This window comes from Halomicrococcus gelatinilyticus (assembly GCA_024227995.1).
In the GTDB taxonomy this organism is placed as follows: domain Archaea; phylum Halobacteriota; class Halobacteria; order Halobacteriales; family Haladaptataceae; genus Halomicrococcus; species Halomicrococcus gelatinilyticus.
The window spans coordinates 16,857-36,140 of the sequence record CP100467.1 but is presented as its reverse complement, the minus strand read 5'-3'; the positions used below and the strand labels follow the sequence as shown (position 1 = coordinate 36,140).

General features: G+C 67.8%; 22 protein-coding genes. 4 read left to right on the top strand and 18 right to left on the bottom strand.

The features are described from left to right. Window positions 1-10 precede the first annotated feature (10 nt). The 12 genes from NKT36_RS17440 to NKT36_RS17385 form a co-directional block, all read right to left on the bottom strand. Window positions 11-709, bottom strand: a complete 699-nt coding sequence (locus tag NKT36_RS17440) for a hypothetical protein (RefSeq protein ID WP_327054015.1) — start codon at window positions 707-709, stop codon at window positions 11-13. 223 nt (window positions 710-932) lie between these two features. After that, window positions 933-1,763, bottom strand: coding sequence for a hypothetical protein (locus NKT36_RS17435; RefSeq protein WP_327054014.1), 831 nt, complete (start codon window positions 1,761-1,763; stop codon window positions 933-935). Further along, a complete protein-coding gene (locus tag NKT36_RS17430) occupies window positions 1,763-2,098 on the bottom strand; it encodes a phage baseplate plug family protein (RefSeq protein ID WP_327054013.1) in 336 nt (111 codons plus the stop codon). Before NKT36_RS17430 ends, NKT36_RS17435 begins: the two co-directional genes overlap by 1 nt. Beyond that, the gene (locus NKT36_RS17425) at window positions 2,095-2,655 is read right to left on the bottom strand and encodes a hypothetical protein (protein ID WP_327054012.1); all 561 of its coding nucleotides are present in this window, start codon (window positions 2,653-2,655) and stop codon (window positions 2,095-2,097) included. Before NKT36_RS17425 ends, NKT36_RS17430 begins: the two co-directional genes overlap by 4 nt. Continuing rightward, the gene (locus NKT36_RS17420; RefSeq protein WP_327054011.1) at window positions 2,652-4,544 is read right to left on the bottom strand and encodes a hypothetical protein; all 1,893 of its coding nucleotides are present in this window, start codon (window positions 4,542-4,544) and stop codon (window positions 2,652-2,654) included. Before NKT36_RS17420 ends, NKT36_RS17425 begins: the two co-directional genes overlap by 4 nt. Before the next feature lie 18 nt (window positions 4,545-4,562). Then, the gene (locus NKT36_RS17415) at window positions 4,563-4,808 is read right to left on the bottom strand and encodes a hypothetical protein (RefSeq protein WP_327054010.1); all 246 of its coding nucleotides are present in this window, start codon (window positions 4,806-4,808) and stop codon (window positions 4,563-4,565) included. A 35-nt stretch (window positions 4,809-4,843) separates the two neighbouring features. Further along, a complete protein-coding gene (locus NKT36_RS17410; protein ID WP_327054009.1) occupies window positions 4,844-5,335 on the bottom strand; it encodes a hypothetical protein in 492 nt (163 codons plus the stop codon). Window positions 5,336-5,341: 6 nt separating this feature from the next. Continuing rightward, on the bottom strand, window positions 5,342-5,731 hold the full coding sequence (locus NKT36_RS17405) for a hypothetical protein (protein ID WP_327054008.1): 390 nt from the start codon (window positions 5,729-5,731) through the stop codon (window positions 5,342-5,344). Window positions 5,732-5,744: 13 nt separating this feature from the next. Continuing rightward, on the bottom strand, window positions 5,745-7,097 hold the full coding sequence (locus NKT36_RS17400) for a hypothetical protein (RefSeq protein ID WP_327054007.1): 1,353 nt from the start codon (window positions 7,095-7,097) through the stop codon (window positions 5,745-5,747). 129 nt (window positions 7,098-7,226) lie between these two features. Further along, a complete protein-coding gene (locus NKT36_RS17395) occupies window positions 7,227-7,814 on the bottom strand; it encodes a hypothetical protein (protein ID WP_327054006.1) in 588 nt (195 codons plus the stop codon). A 70-nt stretch (window positions 7,815-7,884) separates the two neighbouring features. Beyond that, a complete protein-coding gene (locus NKT36_RS17390) occupies window positions 7,885-8,265 on the bottom strand; it encodes a hypothetical protein (RefSeq protein WP_327054005.1) in 381 nt (126 codons plus the stop codon). Between the two features lie 163 nt (window positions 8,266-8,428). Continuing rightward, window positions 8,429-8,683, bottom strand: a complete 255-nt coding sequence (locus tag NKT36_RS17385; RefSeq protein WP_327054004.1) for a hypothetical protein — start codon at window positions 8,681-8,683, stop codon at window positions 8,429-8,431. Window positions 8,684-9,448: 765 nt separating this feature from the next. On the opposite strand from NKT36_RS17385, the gene NKT36_RS17380 reads away from it, so the two are divergent. Further along, window positions 9,449-10,639: an MBL fold metallo-hydrolase gene (locus NKT36_RS17380; protein WP_327054003.1), complete on the top strand. Its 1,191-nt coding sequence runs from the start codon at window positions 9,449-9,451 to the stop codon at window positions 10,637-10,639. A gap of 51 nt (window positions 10,640-10,690) precedes the next feature. Here NKT36_RS17380 and NKT36_RS17375 read toward each other — a convergent pair whose 3' ends face one another. Next, window positions 10,691-11,671, bottom strand: coding sequence for a winged helix-turn-helix domain-containing protein (locus tag NKT36_RS17375; RefSeq protein WP_327054002.1), 981 nt, complete (start codon window positions 11,669-11,671; stop codon window positions 10,691-10,693). Window positions 11,672-11,891: 220 nt separating this feature from the next. On the opposite strand from NKT36_RS17375, the gene NKT36_RS17370 reads away from it, so the two are divergent. Together NKT36_RS17370 and NKT36_RS17365 are read left to right on the top strand one after the other, a co-directional pair. Next, window positions 11,892-12,785: a HalOD1 output domain-containing protein gene (locus tag NKT36_RS17370; protein ID WP_327054001.1), complete on the top strand. Its 894-nt coding sequence runs from the start codon at window positions 11,892-11,894 to the stop codon at window positions 12,783-12,785. A 1-nt stretch (window position 12,786) separates the two neighbouring features. Next, the gene (locus NKT36_RS17365) at window positions 12,787-12,957 is read left to right on the top strand and encodes a DUF7576 family protein (RefSeq protein ID WP_327054000.1); all 171 of its coding nucleotides are present in this window, start codon (window positions 12,787-12,789) and stop codon (window positions 12,955-12,957) included. Window positions 12,958-12,993: 36 nt separating this feature from the next. On the opposite strand, the gene NKT36_RS17360 is transcribed toward NKT36_RS17365, so the two are convergent. From NKT36_RS17360 to proC, 3 genes are read right to left on the bottom strand one after another with little or no spacing between them, the layout of a single operon-like run. Beyond that, on the bottom strand, window positions 12,994-14,325 hold the full coding sequence (locus tag NKT36_RS17360; protein WP_327053999.1) for a glutamate-5-semialdehyde dehydrogenase: 1,332 nt from the start codon (window positions 14,323-14,325) through the stop codon (window positions 12,994-12,996). Continuing rightward, window positions 14,322-15,152 carry a glutamate 5-kinase gene (gene proB / locus NKT36_RS17355; protein ID WP_327053998.1) on the bottom strand — a complete coding sequence of 277 codons (831 nt, stop codon included), beginning with the start codon at window positions 15,150-15,152 and terminating at the stop codon, window positions 14,322-14,324. Before proB ends, NKT36_RS17360 begins: the two co-directional genes overlap by 4 nt. Beyond that, a complete protein-coding gene (proC, locus tag NKT36_RS17350) occupies window positions 15,145-15,921 on the bottom strand; it encodes a pyrroline-5-carboxylate reductase (protein WP_327053997.1) in 777 nt (258 codons plus the stop codon). The genes proB and proC overlap by 8 nt, the downstream gene beginning before the upstream one ends. A 132-nt stretch (window positions 15,922-16,053) precedes the next feature. Between proC and NKT36_RS17345 the strand changes: the two genes are divergently transcribed. After that, window positions 16,054-17,091: a sodium:calcium antiporter gene (locus NKT36_RS17345; protein ID WP_327053996.1), complete on the top strand. Its 1,038-nt coding sequence runs from the start codon at window positions 16,054-16,056 to the stop codon at window positions 17,089-17,091. Between the two features lie 118 nt (window positions 17,092-17,209). Here the strand turns inward: NKT36_RS17345 and NKT36_RS17340 are convergent, their stop codons facing one another. Both NKT36_RS17340 and NKT36_RS17335 read right to left on the bottom strand, forming a co-directional pair. Further along, window positions 17,210-18,694, bottom strand: coding sequence for an MATE family efflux transporter (locus tag NKT36_RS17340; protein ID WP_327053995.1), 1,485 nt, complete (start codon window positions 18,692-18,694; stop codon window positions 17,210-17,212). Beyond that, window positions 18,691-19,275 carry a TetR/AcrR family transcriptional regulator gene (locus NKT36_RS17335; protein ID WP_327053994.1) on the bottom strand — a complete coding sequence of 195 codons (585 nt, stop codon included), beginning with the start codon at window positions 19,273-19,275 and terminating at the stop codon, window positions 18,691-18,693. The genes NKT36_RS17340 and NKT36_RS17335 overlap by 4 nt, the downstream gene beginning before the upstream one ends. Window positions 19,276-19,284: the final 9 nt, after the last annotated feature.

Genomic DNA, 19,284 nt, shown 5'->3' with positions numbered 1-19,284 from the left:
AGCCGGTGGCTCACGATATCTGGGTGTCGGTACCGCCCTCGTTCGGCGAGGTGGTCGTCGCGGTCGTCCCGTCGCTCAGCGTCACCTCGTGGGTGTGGTCCTGCACGGCGACGGACGTCGTCGCGTCGGGGTCGCCGACGGTGACCCGTCCCTCGACGTCGATGCCGCCCGCGTGGAGGCGCAGCGTCGGCCCCGCCGGATGGGTCACCGTAGTCTCGCTGGCGTCGGGGTCGATGGAGAGGGTCTGCCCGGTCGCGCCGGCCAGTTCCACCCGCCCGTCCGGCTTGATGCGGACGACGCTGTCCGCGTGGGCGACGAGGTACTCGCCCGGGTCGTGGTCGGGGATGGTGTCCTGCTCGTTCCAGACGCAGGGGAAGAAGACGGCGTCCTGGGGCGCGAACTGTCGCTGTTCGTACCCGACGTCCTGGTGACCTCGCTGGACGAGGAGGTCGTCCAGCGGCTCCTTGGTGTGCAGGACGAAGCCCTCGTCTCCCTGTTCGACGGGGACGATCTCGCCGTAGCCGTCGGCCGACGCGAACACCGACGCGATGGGAACGTCGTCGACGATGACGTCCTCGTCGCGCTTGAAGCTCACCGTGCAGCGTCGGCTCCCGTCGTCGACCGACTCGACGACGACCATCGACACGGTGTAGACGCCACGCAGTTCGTCGGCGACGTACTCGCGCAGGAGCGCCGGGATGTCGCTCATCGGTCCACCCCGTCGCGACTCCCGCGCTGGCAGCCCGGACGTCCGTCGTCCGACGCGTTGGGAACGGCTACGACGACGTCCGTGCTCGTCTGGACGCCGACGGGCTCGTCCGCTGGCTGCGACAGGCTCGGCCACGTCGTTGCACCCGCGCGTCGTTCGCACGGGGGTCGCTGTACCGTCTGCCGTGACGTACGGCTCGTCGTTCGGCTCATCGTCGTTGGTGTCATCGTATCGTGTACTCGACGCCGAGCGGGGCGAGTCGCCCCTCGACGTAGTGGTCTCCCGTCCCGGTGTCCGAGACGAACGCGTACTTCGTCAGGGAGTAGGCGCCCTGGTACTCGTCCGTGTCGACGACGACGGTGCTCCCGCGTCGCAACCGCGGCTCGCACAGCGCCTCGAACGTCAGTTCGCCCGTCTCCGCCTGCGACTCGCCGTCGGCCTCGCCGATGCTGACGAGCGCGTTGTCGAAGGAGAGTTCGACGGCCCCCTCCTTCCGGCCGTCCTTGGTCACGAAGTGGAGCTTCCCGGCCTCCACCAGCCACTCCCACGCCGTGTCGGTTCGCTTCTGGGCCTCCTCGACGAGCTGGTCGAGCCAGTAGCGAGCCGGTCTGTCCTTCGAGATGGTCCAGTTACCGTCGATGGTCGCGCCGACGGGTTCGATCTCGCCCGCCGTGAGTCCGACCTGTCCCGCGACGTACCGCGCGATCTGGTCGGGCGATTTCCCCCTGAGGGTCTTCGAGAACCGCCGTCTGGTCCGCTCGTCGCTCCGGTCCGTGCCCTGCACCCGACACCGAACGTCGGTGCCGTCGACCTCCTTTCGTTTCTTCTGGACGACCCCCTGAACGACGCTGCGGGTGGGTCCGTTCTCCCAGCCCAGGACGACGCGGCAGTCGTCGCCCGTTCGTATCTGGCGCCACGACTCCTCGGTGAGGTTCCAGACGCTCACCTCGAACGTGAGTTCGCCGTCCTTGCTCGTCTCGACCGTGATCTCCACGTCGAGGTCCTCGACGGAGAGGTCGCCGACGTCCACGCGGCGGTACTGCTTCCAGACCATCAGCTCACCCCCGGCCCCGGAAGCACGCCGAGGACGACCTCGCTCCCGAGGTTCGAGGGCGTCACGCGCTCGGCCTCGTTCGCGGGGTCGAAGAGGACGAACGTGACGTACGGGTCGAGGGAGTACTCGCGCATGAGGCAGGCCGGGGCGCGGACGAACTCGCGGCCGGTCTCGCGGTGGGCGATGCGCAGTATCCACCGGTCGAGGTGGCCGTTCCAGTCGAAGCGGACCTCGAACCGGTGGCCCGGCCAGGCGTCGAGTTCGGTCGTCTCCAGGCGAATCGGCTCCATGCGCTCGGCCGCCTCCGTGGGGATCGGAATCGTCTCGAGGGTCATGCGAAACCGATCTCCTCCGCGAGGTCGCTCACCGTGTCGACGACGCCCCAGTCGGCGGTCCCCGGCGATTCCGTTCCGGAGCGAGCGAGGGTCGGGTCCGTCGCACCGGACCCGCCGCTGAACACGGACCCGCCGCGTCCGTCGGTGGCGTCGACGACCAGTGTCGCGGTCCCCGTCCGCGCCTCGCGCACCTGGGTTACGGAGATGCGGACCGAGTAATGGCTCGTCGTCGACGCCTCCTGGTCGATCTGGAGGTCGTCCAGCCGACACGCGCCGAACGAGACGACCCCGACCGTGACCGGGAACGGCTCGTCGGCGTTGCGGACGTCTGCGAGTCGCGAGTAGGTCGCCGGTTCGACGACCGCCTCGAACGTCGCCGACACCGGCTCCGGCCCGACCGCGGTGCCGTACGAGAACCCCTTCTCGGTCTTCTTCGTCGGCGCCTGCTGGCCGCCGCGTTCGCTCACCTTGGTCACGTTCTCCAGCGCGACGTCGCCGACGAGCATGGACGTCTCGCGACTCGATGCTCCCGAGTTCCGTCGAAGTTGTGCGTTCATAGCAGTGACTCCCTGGCGTCTCTGCCCATGTCCAGTGCGTCCTCGATGCCGCCGTGGGCCTGTCTGACGGCCTGACGCTGGGCCTTCCTGACCTTCCGGTCGACTTTCTGTGCGTCGTGGACCTCCCCGTGGAAGTGGATCTGCGTGTTGTTGTTCTGCGTCTTGGCCCCACCGCTGCCTCCGCCGCCAAGGAGGCCACCGGCAGCGTTCGCGATGCCGCCGGCGACGTCCCCGACCGCCCGCGTCGCTCCGGCCGCGGCACCGCCGACGTCGGACGCGACCGAGCCCGCAGCTCCGGCCGCGTTCGAGACGGCGTTCGCCGCGCCCGCAGCGGCGTTCGTGGCGCCGGACACCGCGCTCCCGACCGCATCGGCGGCACCTCCAGCCGCGTCGACGGCACCGCCGACCACGCCCGAAACGGCGTTGTCGATTGCCCCTGCGGCGTTCTGGATGCCGCTCGCGATGCCGGAGGCGATCTCGGCGCCGAGCGAGAGCGCCGCTCCCCCGAGACTGCCGAGGGCGTTCCCGAGGACGTTCGCGACCGCACCCGCGATGGCCGTCGGCGCAGCGAGTACGCCGGACGCGATGGTTCTCACGAGCGACGCGCCCGCGCCGGTCAGGTTCGAGAGCGGCCCCTCGTCCGCGTCGCTGGCGGGGAGCAGCGCCCCGAGCGGGCCGAGCGCGGCCTTCAGTGCGGAGACGACGGGTCCGGCTCCGACACCGACGATGCCGGCGGCGAGTGTCCGGAGCAGGGTCGCTCCCGCTTTCGAGGCGACGTCGCCGATCGAGCCGAGGAGGTTCGAGGGGACCAGGCCGGCGAGGACGCCGCTCACGTCGAGGTCGGAGAGGACCGACGAGAGCGCCTGCACCCCCGCGATGATTCCCTGAACGACGGGCAGGACGGGGAACAGCACCGACAGCAGCAGCTTCGCCCACTTCGCCATGCCCGTCGGCTCGCCGCCGACACCGACGAGCGTCTTCAGGAAGCTGACGACCTGGTCGACCGACGGAAGGAGGCCGGCCAGCGTCTCGACGAAGGACTGGAATCCGGCGACGATGGGGTCGAAGTCGATCAGTCCGAGGTGGTCGGCGAGCAGTGCGAGTCCCCCGACGAGCGCGCCGAGCAGGACGAGCAGCGGGCCGATGCCGAGCGCACTGAGCGCGGCCCCGAGCAGGCCGACGCCGACGCTCGCTGCCGTCGCTCCGGCGGCGACCGCCCACTCTGCACCGGCGAGCGCGTACTCCGCAGCCGCGAGTGCCGCCGACTTCACCGCGCCCGCTGCTTTCAACAGGTTCTCCTTGCTCAGCACGCCTGCCAGCACGGTCTTCGCCTTCGTCACGGCCGAGGTCGCCGTCGCCCACGCCTTCTCGGCGGCGGCGGTCAGGTACGCGCCGGTCCTGGTGCTGGCGAGCAACGTCTCGGTGAACACGAGCTGCGTCGTCAGCGCGGCGTACTCCGCGACGAGGACCGAGAGCACCGACAGGACCACGCCCATCGCCACCCCCAGCGCCTTCGCCACCGACCTGTGTTCGTTCAGGAGCTGTAGCACGCCTGTGAGCGTCTCCGCGACGACTTCGAAGGCTGGCGCGACGGCCGCCCCCATCGACGACTGCAGGTTCCTGTAGGCCGCGTTCAGCTCCTCGATGTCCGCACGCAGGCTCTTGCTCTCGCGGGTCGCACCCGCGACGAGGACCCCCCAGGCGCTCCGGAGGTACTTCAGCGACGTCGTCGCGATCGTGACGTGATTCGAGATGGCGCCGATGTCCTGGTTCGCGCTCTGGAGGCTGGCGCTCGCCGCCGAGGCGGCACTTCCGGCCTGCCCGAACGCCGACCTGAGGCTGTTCAACGACGAGTTGATGTTCTGGATCTGTTCTAATCCGAATGCCATTGTGTGAAGAAATGCGTGTCAGTCGTCCCTGACGCGGACGACGTGTTCGTGGTTCGCGACCGAGGGGTGGACGCCGCGTGGTGCCTGCGACGGTGGCGTCGGTACGCCGTTACCCGTGCTCCGACCGGTTCCCTGGGCCGTCCGACGTGCGTCGCGCTGGGCCCGCTGGTGTTCCGAGAGAGCGATCGCGTACGCGTACCGCTTCTTCCAGGGCCATGCAGCCACGTCTTCGATGGGCTCGTCGAACCGGAGCGCGATGCTCACGGTGATGCGGCCCGCCGGCGACGCCGCCCACTCGGTTACTCGTCGAGAAACCCCCCGTCGAGGCCGAGGAACTCGGCGGCGCGACTGGCGAGTGCGAGCTTCGCCGAGAACGCCATCTCCTCCCAGCGCTCGTCGGAGACGTCGGGGCTGGTGACAGCGAGCTGGACGAGCGCTCGCATCTGGGCGGCACGGTCGGCGTCGGCGACGTTCTCGAGTTCGTTCAGGACCGCGTCGTCGTCGGCCGGCTCTTCGAGGAGGAACTTCATGCCGCGAAGCTCGAACACCGTCGGCTGCCGACGTTCGTCGAGCGTCCACTCCTGGGCATCGAAGTCGAAGCTCTCGGGGTCGACTGCCTCGCCGTCCGGCGAGTCGGTCCCGTCGCTGGAGCGTGCGTGCGTGCCAACAGCGTCGGCGTCGTTCACTTCGAGGTCGTCGGTTGCGAGCATCTCGTCGACCGTACGTTCGACCGCGTCGTTCGATTCGAGGTCGGTCGCGTCGCGTCGTTCGAGGACGGTGTCGTCTGTCATGGTGGATTATCGGTGGGTGACCTCGGCGGCTTCCCAGGACCCCTCGACGGTCGGGACGCCGTCGAGTTCGTAGTCCGACGGACCGAAGTCCGTCAGCACGCAGTCGACGAACGTGCTCTCCGAGCGCGGTTCGCCCTCGGCGTAGGAGATGGTGACGTCGAAGACGGTGCCCTCCTGGAAGAGGTCCTCCAGCATCGGGACGTCGTCGGAGGTCGCCTTGACGGCGAAGGTGCCGGTGAACTCGCCGGTCCCCTTCACCCAGACGCTGCCGCCGTCGAGGGTGCGCTCCAGTTCGTGGGCCTTCGACTGGTCGTAGCCGAAGCTGTCGATGTCTGCGATCTGTTCGCCGTTGACCGTGATTGAAACCTCACGGGCGTCGTATTCTGTGTTTGCCATTGGTGGTCACTCCTCAGACGCGGACGTTAAGTTCGACGCCGAACTCGTGGACGTTGCTGGCCAGCGTGCCTTCGACGGTGATGCCGCTGAAGACCCGGTTGGCTTTGTCCGCGTCCGAAAGCTGGTCGATCGTCGGTGCGCTTACTTCGAGATCGGACAACGGCGCGTTGTTCGACCCGACGTACTGCTGGAGGCGGCCGCGGATCGCGCCGAGGATCTGCGAGCGGCCGTCCTTGGTGAACGGGATCTGGTCGTTGTCGAGACGGAGGCTCTTCAGCGCCTCCTCGACCTCGCTGGCGACGAACGCTTCCGTGCGGCCGATGTCGAAGTACTGGTAGTCCGAACTCGCCCCGTCGGTCGTGAGCGAGTTCGACAGCACGAGCGTCCCGTCGACGGAGATGATAGCGTTCGACGGCCCGCTGCCGTCGGTGTCGCCGCCCTCGAACGTCCCCGAGGTACCGGGGTCGCCGACGAGCGAGCGGCGGTAGAGCTCCGTGTCGAACGGGTACCCCTCGCCGTCCCAGAACGGGTCGAACCACGCCGGGTTGACGCCGAGCTGCCCCGCGATGTAGGCGGCGACGTCCTCGCTGGACTTGTGCGCGACCATGAGCAGGTCGCCGCTCGGGACGGCACCAGCCACGTCGTGGGCCGTCGCCAGCGCCTCGGCGTCGTCGGTGGCGGTAGCGCCGTTCGCGTGCGCGCCGACCACCGCGCCGTCGACGGACCCGGCGAACGTGACGAGTTCGTCGAGGTTGCCCACGTGCTGGCGCTCGCAGTGGGTGTCGGCGAGGACGAACAGGTCGAGGCCGAGCGGTTCGAGTTCGGCCTCGAGGCTGGTCCAGTCGAGGTAGTGGTAGTCCGCCTCGATTCCGGACCCGCTTCCGCTCGTGGACTCACCGGTGACGACCTCGCCGGTGTCGAAGTTGACGAACGCCTCGTCGGTCGCGGGCGAGCCGTCCGCGTCCGGCGGGCTCGACGTCTTGGGCACGACCGTCTTCTGCTTGCCGTCGACGTAGACGGAGACGACGCTCAGGTCGTCGTGGAGCGGGACGTTCGAGATGGTCCCGGTACTGGTGCTGGAGGCGTCTCCGCCGAGCAGCTCCCCGGAGACGGTCTTCTCATCGGCGGTCGCCGCGACCCAGGATTCGACGCCCATCTGGGAGAGCGCCTGCGACGCGACGTGCACGTCGCTGCCGTCGCCGAAGTCGCTGGCGACGTCAGTCGGGTTCGAGTACCGCTTCGCGTTGTCGAACCCGACTGCCGGTTCGGTCGTCGCGTGACCGATCAGTGCGATGTCGTTGTACGTCGGCTTCGCCGTCGCTCCGGTCGAGGCCGACAGGTTGATGTCGACTACTGAAACTGGCATGGGACTGGCGTTTACATCTACAGGCCTGGGGCATATATATTGGTTTTCTGATAATTATCGTGGGCGTCCTGCGGCTGTCCTTCTCGCGTCCTGGGTCGTTCGGAGAACGACGGAAGAAAGGCTAGTCCATCAGTTCTGCGTCCGCTCGACGCTGTACTCCACGGCCTCGGTGGCGTCCACGGTCTCGATGTGCCTGTCGGTGTAGTGGACGCGGACGCGGAACTCGTACTCCTGGACGTCGGTCCCGGTCGGGTCTGCGTGGGCGTCGTGGACCGGTCTCATGGCACTGCGCACGACGACGGGACGCTCGCCGTCGGTCCCCGTGGCGTTCTGGTCCACCGCGTACCGGAAGTGGTCTCGCAGGACCGTCGCGAACGCCTCCGCGCGAGGGTGCGGCGGAACGCCGTCGTCGTTAGTCGCGTCCGCGACGAGACACGTCACCGACAGTTCGTCGTACAGGCGCGTGGCGTGGGTGTACTCGCAGACGTTCTCGCCCGGTCGCTCGTCGATGGCGACGACGCGGCCCAGCGACTGCACGTCCTCGACTTCGACGCCGCGTTCGGTCCACCCCAGTATCGCCTCGGGGTAGCTGCGCGTGTGGTTCTCGTCGGTCCACCACGTCTCGAAGCCGTACGTGTAGGTCGTCCCCTCCCACGTCAGGTCGTACGACCCCGGAAGGCTGTTCTCCAGTCGGGACCGCTCGGCGGAGGTCAGCACGGGAACACACCTCCGGCGCGGCGCACAACGGGGTTGGCCGTCATCGTGCCACACGTACCACGTCTGTCAATTAAATGTGGTTTGGTCGGGGGTATCCGGTCCGGGCGAGGACGCGCGGTTCGTACCCCGCTGCGACGTCGCCGCGGTACTCGCGGATGGCGAGCGTCCCCGACTCGACGCAGTGGGCCATGCCGTCGACGTCCTGGACGGACTCGTACAGCGACCGCGCGGCACGGCGGTCGTCGAAGGGGATCGACGCGCCCACGGCCGGATTCCCGAGCGCCGTCTCGTCCACGTACGTCCGGTGACCGTCGGGTTCGACGCCCACCGCGTCAGCGTCGGGGACCTCGTCCAGGAGGGCGTCGGCGAACGCCCGGTCGTCGACTTCGAGCACGAACTGTACCGCGTACGTCGGGGTGCGTTCCTCCCCTGTCGAATCGCTGCGCGACATGTTCGTTCCAACAGGAGTATCGGTATAAACTGGTTTTCCGTGGCGCGAACCCGGTGCCAGATGCAGTCCGTCCGACGTCAGGGCGACCGGTCGACGCGCGAGTCGCTACTCGCAGTGGTTCCGAAAAATGAGGTGTTCGTCGAGGGCAGACGGACGCAGCGCGTCAGATCCGCCCGTCCCGTTCGTCGAGTCCAGCCTGCACGATGTCGTCGAGGACGGACATCCCTTCGGGGGTGACGACCGCGTCCTCCTCCTCGTCGACGTCGAGCGGGGCTTCCCGTTCCTTCATTCGGTTGCGGTACTTCCGGACTGCCCAGACGGAGCAGTTCGCCTTCTTCGCGATGGCGCGGTTCCCGAAGAACGGCGCGCACGCCATGATGACTACCTTCTGCCAGTCGCTGAGTTGTTTGTTCGGCATGTGTGGTGGCTGATGGATTTACGACCGACCCCGGATTGCAGGGGCGGTCGCGGGTCGACTGTCGAACTGTGCGGTGGCGGTGGCACACGATGCGTCGGACACCCTGCCCCCGCCGATGATACTGTTACGGGGCCGACGCAACTTAAATTCGGTGGGGTGGTTTCCGGATTATTCCGATACGATGCTCCGCGGTGACTGTCGTCACGTGACCCTCCCGACGCTCTGTTTCGGTGGCGACGACGCGACGCCGTCGGTGTCGAGCGTCGCCGGGGGTCGTCGACAGCGGACGCGTCCGTGGGGTCGGTCGGCGGTGCGTGGCCGGAAGGCAGCGTCATCAGGCCCGACGCCGCCTGTCCTCGTTCGACGAACCAGACGCAGTCCTGGATCGCGTCGGCCGCGACGCGAACGTCGACCGCCGGCGAATCAAGCCACGTCCGTTCGGTCCCGTCACCGTCCTGCAGCGAGACGCACTGGCCTCCGGGGGTGACCGTCCAGCGGACGCGACGACCGCCCTCGTGGTCGTAGCGCGCTGCTGCACTGATCCCGTCGGGGTCGGCGGTGAGGTCGCCGACGACCCACCCGTCGCCCAGGTGGTCGGCGATACGTTCCATCCGCTCGATGAAACCACCGGGCATACCGGATTATTGTCATTTTCGTGTTATACCGGTTTTCCGTCGACCGACAGGTCTCCGCCCCTCCGGGCGTCCTTTCGAGTCCCAGACGGGAGCCGCCACGCTTATCGCCACTACCGACTCACGCTAGCACATGACGGGGGAGGGTGAGATTCCGGAAGTGGACGCGTCCGTCGATTCGATGGACGCCCAGGACCTGAAAGAGCGACTCGACGGCGGCGAACGGACGACGATACTCGACGTGCGCGCCACGTCGGAGTTCGAAGAGTGGCACGTCGACGACGAGGCCGCCGAGGTCGAGAACGTCCCGTACTTCGAGTTCCTCGACGGCGTGGACGAGGAGATGCTCGCCCGGGTGCCCGAGGCGGACCCGCTGGTCGTCGTCTGCGCGAAAGGCGGGTCCAGCGAGTACGTCGCCGGACAACTCGAAGCGGCGGGACGGAACGCGGTCAACCTCGCCGGAGGGATGAACGGCTGGGCGAGCGTCTACGAACGTCACGAGGTGTCCCGCTACGACGGCGAGGGACGGCTGTTCCAGTACCAGCGCCCGTCCTCCGGCTGTCTGAGCTACCTCGTCGTCGGGGACGAAGCGGCCGTCGTCGACCCGCTTCGGGCGTTCGCCGACCGGTACCTGGCCGACGCCGCCGACCTCGGCGTCGACCTGGCGTACGCCGTCGACACGCACGTCCACGCCGACCACGTCAGCGGCGTGCGCGAACTCGCAGCGGAAGGTGCCGAGGCCGTCGTTCCGGCCCCCGCCGTCGCCCGCGGCATCGAGTTCGACGTCGAGTTCACCGCCGTAGAGGACGGCGACACCCTCTCGGTCGGCGGCGTTCCGGTCGACGTCGTCCACACGCCGGGCCACACGACCGGGATGACGTCGTATCTGGTCGACGGGAGCGCCCTCCTGTCGGGCGACGGGCTGTTCACCGAGAGCGTCGCCCGCCCCGACCTCGAAGAGGGCGACGTGGGTGCGCCCGACGCGGCGCGACAGCTCCACGAGACGCTCCACGGCAACGTCCTGGCGCTCCCCGACGACACGGTGGTCGCGCCGGGTCACTTCGGCCCGGCCGCCGAACCGGTCGGCGACGACACCTACAGCGCGCGACTGGGCGACCTCCGCGAGTCGCTGGCCCTGCTGTCGATGGGTCGCGACGCGTTCGTCGAGCACGTGCTCGCGGACATGCCGCCCCGTCCCGCAAACTACGAGGAGATAATCGCCGTGAACCTCGGTCGGGAGGACGCCGACGACGACACCGCCTTCGAACTGGAGCTCGGCCCCAACAACTGCGCGGCGACGGCGGACGCCGGTGGCGACGACTGAGCAGGGCGGACGCCTGATTGCGCGGCGGGTGCAGTGTCGTCCGCGCCGTCCTCAGTCCGTCACGGTCACGTCCAGTTCCTCGTCGACCGTCAGTCGCAACTCGTCGCCGTCGTGGCTGACGACGACGCGAACGCGAGGCGGCTCCGCCGAGACGACCTCCTGGTCGTGGTCGCCGACGAGCGCCACGCGTCGCCGCACGCTCTCGAAGTCGTCGGCGTCGAACTGGACGTCGACGCCGCGCTCGTGGTAGAAGGCGACGACGGCGGGATGGTGTGCGACGATGCTGCGGGGCGACGTGACGTGGTAGTTCTTGCAGACGCTACACCCGAGGAACGCCATCGGGGCCGAGCGTCGGCCGCACGCCTCGCAGACGCCGTCGGAGTCGTGGTCCTCGCAGACGGCGAGCGACCCGCCGGCCGGACCGGAGCACTCGTCGCAGACGCCCTCGATCATCGACCTGACGTTCTGGAACACCTGGATGCGGGCAGCCGCCCACGTCTCCCTCGCCGTCCGGTCGGTGAACCCGGCCGGGTCGAGGGCGATGCCGGCCAGGTACCCCGCCGGTTGCGCCTCGTGTCCCTCGTAAGCGCCCGGACACTCGGTGCAGACCTGGTAGAGCCGGTCGTCCTCGTACCGTATCTCCGTCGCGGCGCCACAGATGGGACACGGCACGTCTATCTCGCTCGCCTCGAAGGTCGGTTCCTCGATGCCGGTTCCCGCGACGACCGTGCGAACCAGCCGCAGTCCGGCACGCCGGAGCACGTAGCCGTCGTCGGTCTTGCGGACGAACTGTCCCTCGAGCTCGCCGAGGTGGTAGTTGAACCGACCGGAGTTGCGCATGTCGACGCGCCGTCTGAGCTCGGAGAACGAGACCCCTTCGTCCGGAGCCGCCGGGCTGTACGCCTCCCACAGCGCCAGCAGGATGGCGAGGCGCGTCTCGTTGCTCAACGCGCCGAACGCCTCGGCAGCCCGTGACGAATCACCCCCGGAGACCGCTTCGAGCGGCGAATCCGTCGAGTTGCGGTCGGACACACCGGCGACTACCACAGTGGCAGTCATAAATCGCCCGGTCACGCGATCTTGGACCCGTGGAAACCGCTGCGCCCCGAAGGACACCACGGAGATCGAGCGGTCCGTCGTCGCGGTGCGGAACCGCGCCGCGGAGAGCGGCGACGGCACGAAGGAAGCCGGCGTGGCGTGACCGCTCACCGGGGTTCCATCGTCGGAGTGGACCGTTCGGAGTCCGCACGTGATGGCGGAGAACGGACCTTTCAACCGCCGTACCGAGCTGCTTTTTCCGGACGCGCGCCTACGGGACGTGATGGGCGATCCGGGCGAGCGGACTACAGCGGAGGACGTTCTCGCGGTCTTCGAGGGTCTGGCCGACCCCGCCGAGCCGCTGACGACGGGGGAGGTCGCAGACGCACTGGACGGTCCACGCGGAGCGGTGTCCGACGCCCTCTGTTCGCTCGTCGACCGTGGCGAACTCGAGTCGAGACGGCTCGACGCACGGAACTCGGCCTGGTGGCGTCCGTCGGCTGCCGCTGGTCGGAAGACGGCGGAGAGTCGCGAGGGTGACTCCACGGCAGGACCGCGCTCGTCGGGGAGGGAGTTCACGGCACGTATCCTCGGGGCCAGCCCCGTGAGCATCGTCGTCGTCGAACCGTCGGGCAGGATATCGTTCGCGAACGAGCGTGCCGTGGAGATACTCGGACTCGAACGCGACGAGATCACCAGTCGGACGTACCTTGAACCCGGGTGGAACATCTACTACGAGGACGGAACGTCGGTCCCCGTCGAAGAACATCCCGTGACCCGCGTCCTGGAGACGGGACGGTCGGACTACGGGTTCGAACACTGGATAGAACTCTCCGACGGAACCGCGCGGTGGCTCTCCAGCAACTCCGCCCCGCTGCTGGACGACGATGGCGGGGTCGAGTCCGTCGTCGAGACCGTCGCGGCGGTCACCGGAACGGACCCGAACTCGATGCGACCGCTGTATTCCGTCCTCGATGCGGACGCGCTCGACGCTCTCCTCTCCAGTGTCCGCGACGGCACCGTACACACCTCGTTCACGTTCGAGGGGTGTTCGGTCACCGTCGCGAGCGACGGGACGGTGGACGTCGGCCCGGCAAGCGAGCGGTGACGTGGCCCCGTTCCCGGAGAGGTGTGACTACTGCAGCGCACCGTTCGAGGAGGGGATACGGTATCCGACGACCACCGTCGACGGGGACCTCCGCATCTACACGTTCTGCGACGAGACGTGCAAAGGCGACTGGCTGGACGAGCACGGCGGGGCCACGACGGAGACCGGGTGACCGTCGCCGGGCCGTGACGTGTGCGGTGAACTCGAGTTACTCGTCGGAACGCTCCCCGGGAGTCCAGTCGGCAGCCATCTCCTCGTGGCGGAACGGCGTCGCGTCCTCGCCGGCGTACGTCGCGACGAGGTGTCCGTCGCCCTCGAGGTGGTACTTGTAGGTCGTCAGCCCTTCGAGACCGACCGGACCGCGGGCGTGGATCTTGCCGGTGCTGATGCCGACCTCGGCGCCGAGGCCGAAGCGGTAGCCGTCGGCGAAGCGCGTCGAGGCGTTGTGGAACACGCTCGCGGAATCGAGGCTCCGCATGAAGCGACTCGCACGGTCGTCGTCCTCCGTGACGATCGACTCCGTGTGCTTCGAGCCGTACGTGGTGACGTGGTCGATGGCCGCGTCCAGCGAGTCGACGAGCTTGACCGAGAGGACGAGGTCGCCGTACTCGGTCGACCAGTCGCCCTCGGTCGCTGCGTCCATCGTGACGACCTCCCGGACGCCGTCGCCACCGCGGAGTTCGACGCCGGCGTCCTCGTAGCGCTCCACCATCCCGGGCAGGAACTCCTCGGCGACGTCCTCGTGGACCAGCAGCGTCTCGACGGCGTTGCAGACGGCGGGGTACTGCACCTTCGCGTCGTAGGCGACGTCGGCCGCCATCTCGAGGTCGGCGGCATCGTCGACGTAGACGTGACAGATGCCCTCGGTGTGGCCGAGGACGGGGATGCTCGTGTTGTCCTGGACGTACTGGACGAACGCGGAGCTGCCCCGCGGCATGAGGAGGTCGATGGAGTCGTCCATCTCCAGCAGGGCGTCGACGTCCTCGCGGGCTTCGATCAGCTGTGCCCAGCCGTCGGGCAGGTCGGCGGTGGCCTCCCGGATGATCTCGTAGAGCACGCGGTTGGAGTGGCTCGCCTCGCTGCCACCTTTCAGGATGACGGCGTTGCCGGACTTCAGACTGAGCGCGGCGATCTGGACGAGTGCATCGGGACGGGACTCGAAGACGGTCCCGACGACGCCGATCGGTACGGCGACCTTGTACAGTTCCAGGCCCTCGTCGAGTCGCCGCGCGGCCAGGGTCTTCTCGAGCGGGTCCGCCTGGTCCGCGACGCTCCTGACCATCTCGGTGATGCTCTCGAGTTTCGACTCGGAGAGCTTCAGTCGGTCGACGAGCGCCTGACTGTACTCGCCTTCCTCGAGCATGCGCTGGCCCGCTGCGACGTCTTTCTCGTTCGCGTCGAGAATCTCCTCGTGGCGTTCGTCGATCGCGTCTGCGATCGACAGCAGTCCCTCGCGTCGCTCGTCGTCGGACAGCTTCGCGAGGTCGAGTGCTGCGTTCTGTGCTTGTTCGACTTTGGTCTCGGCCGTTTTCTCGGTCATCGTTGTTCCCCGTTGATAGGGACGAATACTGTTCCCACCGGCTTGGCAGCAGCGATTCTCCCGAGGACGTTCTCCTCGGTCGACTTCGCGATGATAGCCGGGATACCGTGTTCGCTGGCGTCGCGTGCCCCCTGGACCTTCGTCTGGATGCCGCCGAACTCGGCGGACGAACTCCCGTCGACGATGGACTGCACCTCGTCGTAGTTGCGACCGACCGCCTCTATCAGCTCTGCCGCGGAGTCCTCCTTCGGGTTGCCGGTGTAGACGCCGCCGACGTCCGTCAGCGTGACCAGCAGGTCGACGTCGATGCCGACCGCGACCGACGACGAGAGCATGTCGTTGTCGCCGATCCGGATCTCCTGGGTCGCCACGGCGTCGTTCTCGTTGATCACCGGGACGATGTCCCACTCCAGTAGCGTCTCGATCGTGTTCCGGAAGTTCGTGAACCGTCGTGGGTTCTCGAGGTCGTGCTGGGTCAGCAGGATCTGTGCTATCTGGCGGTCGTAGCGTTCGAAGCTCTCCGTGTACCGCCGCATGAGCTGACTCTGACCGACGGTCGACAGCGCCTGCGACTCCTCGACGGTCTCGCCCGTGTAGTCGACGAGACCCTTCCCCGCGCCGACCGCACCCGAGGAGACGAGTATCACGTCCTTGTCCCGCTCGTGGAGGTCCGCGATGTCGTCGACGAGCTTGTCGAGTTTTTCGTCGTCGAGGTTCGACTCCGCGTCGGTGAGCGAGTTGGTTCCCGCCTTGACGATCACGCGCTCGGCGTCGGCCGCGAGCCGTCTCGTCCGTTCGATCTCGTCGAGTTCCACTGCGTCACTCATCGTCGCCTCCCCCCGAGAGTTCCGTCGAGCGCCGTTCGGCTGCGAGCACCGCGTCGACGACCGCTTCGTCCGCATCACTGTCCCACAGGACGTTCATCCCTTCGATGGTCGTTCCGTTCGGCGAACAGACCGCGTCGATCAGGTCGTCGATGGACTCCTCGGAGCGCAGCACCGTCTCGGCAGCTCCCTTGAACGTCTGTGCGGCGAGCGTCCTGGCGTCGTCTTCCGCGAGTCCGCCCTCGACGCCGCCCTGCGTCATCGCGTCGAGGAGGTAGAACACGAAGGCCGGCCCGCTCCCGTTGACGGCTGTCGCGGCGTCCATCTGCGCCTCGTCGATCTCGACGTACTCGCCGACCTCGTCGAGGAGGGCCCGCACGTCGTCGGTGACGGTAGCCGCCGTCACTGCTGCTGCCATGTTCCCCGTCTCCGCCGCCAGGTTCGGCATGACCCGAACGACGGTCGCGTCCGTGTACTTCTCGATGAGGTCGGTCGGAACGCCGGCCGCGATCGAGACCAGCGTCTGGTTCGGAGACAGTTCGAGTTCTTCGAGGACGGCCTCGATGACGTCGGGTTTCACCGCGACGACCACGATCTCCGCGTCCGCCGCGACGTCGATGTCCGACGTCGTCTCCGAACTGTACGCCGACACGGCTTCGAGCGCGTCCGGGTCCAGGTCGCATGCCGTCAGCGTGTACTTCTCTACCTCTGCGAGCCCTTGTAGCAGGGCACCGCCCATGTTCCCGCAGCCGATGACGCTCACATCAGTCATCCCGTTTCTGGAGGGGTGACCAAAGGACATACGCTTTGGCTTTCCCGCAATAGTCTGTCACCGAGGGAGGAGCGTTCGGTACCGGTCGAGAAGCACCTACAGTTAACCGTCCCTCCTTCCATGGTCCGCACGATGGTCCTGAGTGGTCTTCTTCCGGACACGCCGGTCATCAACGTCCTCGTCATCGTCGCGGCGACGGGGTTCATCTGGTTCGGCAGCGGCTGGCTCGAAGAGTCGGCCGAACATCTCTCGGCGTTCTACGGTCTCCCGGCGGTCGTCCAGGGGTCGATCGTGGTCGCCGTCGGGTCGAGCTTCCCCGAACTGTCGAGCGTCGTGTTCACGGCGCTCGCCGGCACCTTCGACATGGGCGTCGGCGCGATCGTCGGCTCTGCGATCTTCAACATCCTCGTCATCCCGGCGCTGTCCGGCATCGTCTCGGACGGGCACCTGGAGACGAACCGGACGATCGTCTACAAGGAGGCGCAGTTCTACATGATCGCCGTCTCCGCGCTGGTCGTGACCTTCGCCCTCGCCGTCATCTACGTTCCCGTCCCCGACGGTCGCGCGCTCACCGGGCAGCTCACCCGTCCGCTGGCGATGCTCCCGATCCTCCTGTACGGCCTGTACCTCTTCATCCAGTGGCAGGACGTCAGCGACCACGAAGCCACCGACGACGTCGGCGGCATCGCCGTCGGACGCGAGTGGGGTCGGCTCGCCGTCGGTCTCGTCGTCATCCTCGTCGCCGTCGAACAGCTCGTCGGGAGCGTCGAGTCGCTCGGTCACACCTTCGGCGTCCCGGAGTTCCTCGCGGGCGTCACCGTCGTCGCGGCGGCGACGAGCCTCCCGGACATGCTGGTGAGCGTTCGGTCGGCCCGGGCCGACAAGGGCATCACGAGTCTCGGGAACGTCCTCGGGTCGAACACGTTCGACCTCCTCGTCGCCATCCCGATCGGGGTGCTCATCGTCGGCACCGTCCCGGTCGACTTCGCCGTGGCAGTGCCGATGTTCGGCGTCCTGACCCTCGCGACCGTCCTGCTCTTCGCGTTCCTCCGCACCGACCTCTGGATCACCGACGTCGAGGCGTACCTGCTGTTGCTCGCCTACGTGCTGTTCGTCGGCTGGGTCGTCGCCGAGTCCGTCGGCATCACCCACCTCATCAAGGGCGCGTGAACACGGCTTCCGGCGAGCGACGCGAGAGGCTCGGCTCTGGATTCGTCCCGTCAGCGAGTGTCGAATCCGCGAACGGGGGTGGAGCGATACCTGCTTCGAGGAAACGACACGTCAGGAATCAGTCGTCGCCTGCAGCGGCGTCCATCTCGTCCGTCTCGACCTCGTGTCCGGTGGCGGTGCCACGAACGTCCCCTTCGCGCCAGGTCCCCCGGCGGAACCACAGCCAGGCGATGGCAGCGCCGGCGACGTTCGAGACGAAGAACGCGACCCAGATGCCGCGCACTCCGTGGACCGACTGGGCGTAGGGGACCGGGAGCCGGAACTGCGAGGCGACGTACGCGACCGGGAGACGGATGCCCCCGAGCGTGAGGATGGAGATCGCTGCGGCGACGAGCGTCTTCCCTGCGCCACGGAACCCGCCGGTGAACGCTCGCATGATGCCGATGAAGCCGAACGAGAGCGCGACGTACCGGAGGAACGTGGCGCCCTCCGCGAGCACGGTCGCGTCGTCGGTGAACACGCTGACGATGGGCGTCGGGACGAGGAAGATGAGGACGCCGACGAGGGCGAGGATGACGAACAGCCCCCTGGCGGCGACGTAGTTCGCCCGCTCGGCGCGGTCGTACTTCCCGGCGCCGATGTTCTGGCCGGACATCGTCTCGACCCCCCGTGCGACGGCGATGGCGGGCAGGAAGATGACCGAGAAGACGCGGGTCCCGATGCCGAACGCCGCGACGACCTCCTTCGAGAACAGGCCGACGACGAGCAACAGGGCGTTGATCGAGAGGGCGCGGCCGGTGCCCTCGATGCTCGCCGGCACGCCGATCTGGAGGATCTTCCGGAGGTACTGGAAGTCGGGTTTCATGTCCGAGAGGTGGATCTGGATCCCCCGCCGCCCGGACTCCATGATGACGAGCCCGACGATCATCGCGAGGGTGCGGGAGAAGACCGTCGCCACGGCCGCCCCCTCGATGCCCATCTCGGGGAACGAGACGGTCCCCACGAGCGGCGCGTTCGTCACGACGGTCCAGCCGTTGATGAGGAACGGGTCGAGGATCACGTTGACGACGACCGTCCCGAACATGACGAGCATCGGCGTGATGGTGTCGCCCGCGCCCCGCATCAGCGAGATGAACACGAAGAAGCCGAACATGAAGGGGAGACCGAGCGCGACCACCTGCATGTAGGCCGTCGCGCCCGGAAGCACGTCCGGCGACGCTCCGAGGAAGTCGAGGAAGGGACCGACGAACGGATAGCCAGCGGCCCCGAGGACGACCGAACCGAGGAACGCGAACGTGACCGTCTGCGAGGCGGCGTACTCTGCCTGCTCCGTCTCGCCGGCGCCGGTGTGCTGTGCGACGAGCACGCTCCCCGCGACCGACAGCCCCATCCCCAGCGAGATGAGCAGGAACACCATCGGGAAGGCGAAGGAGATGGCCGCCAGCGCGTCCGTCGAGTACTGGCCGAGCCAGAACGTGTCCGCCAGGTTGTACGCCGTCTGCATCAGGTTCGTGATGACGATGGGGAGCGAGAGGAAGACGAGTGGCTTGACGATACCACCCTCCGTGAGGTCGAGCTCCTCCTGGCCCTTGAAGAGACTCACGCCTCGACCTCCGGCGTCCATCCGAGCTGCATCCCGAGGTACGCTTCGACGACCTCGCGCGTGTCCGCGGGGTCCTCGCCGAGCGCGACGTCGCGGACGTGACCGCCGTTGATTATGGTGGTGACGAGGCGGGCGACCGTCTCCGGATCGGACTCGTCGAAGTGGCCGGCGTCGATGCCGTCGCGCACCGTCCCGGCGACGACGGACCGCATCGCGTCGTCGAGGTCGCGGAACCGCTCCCTGAACGGTGGATGGTACGGCGCTTGCGCCTTCAGTTCCATGAACGCGACGGGGAAGTCGTCGCGGCCTTCCTCCGAGGGCGTGAATATCGCGTCGAGGAATGCACGGAGCCGTTCGCGCGGGTCGCTGGCGTCGCACGCCAACTGCTCCTCGAACCGCTCGATCAGGTCGTCGAGGAACGCGTTCAGCAGCTCCTCCTTCGTGTCGAAGTGGTAGTGGATGGCCGAGGTCGTCATCGACGACTTCTCGGCGATCCGTTTCATCGTGAGATCCGCATAGCCGTGTTCACAGAGAGCGCGACCGGTTGCCTCCATGATCTCGGCAGAAGTCTCCGTGTCCATTCGTTGTCT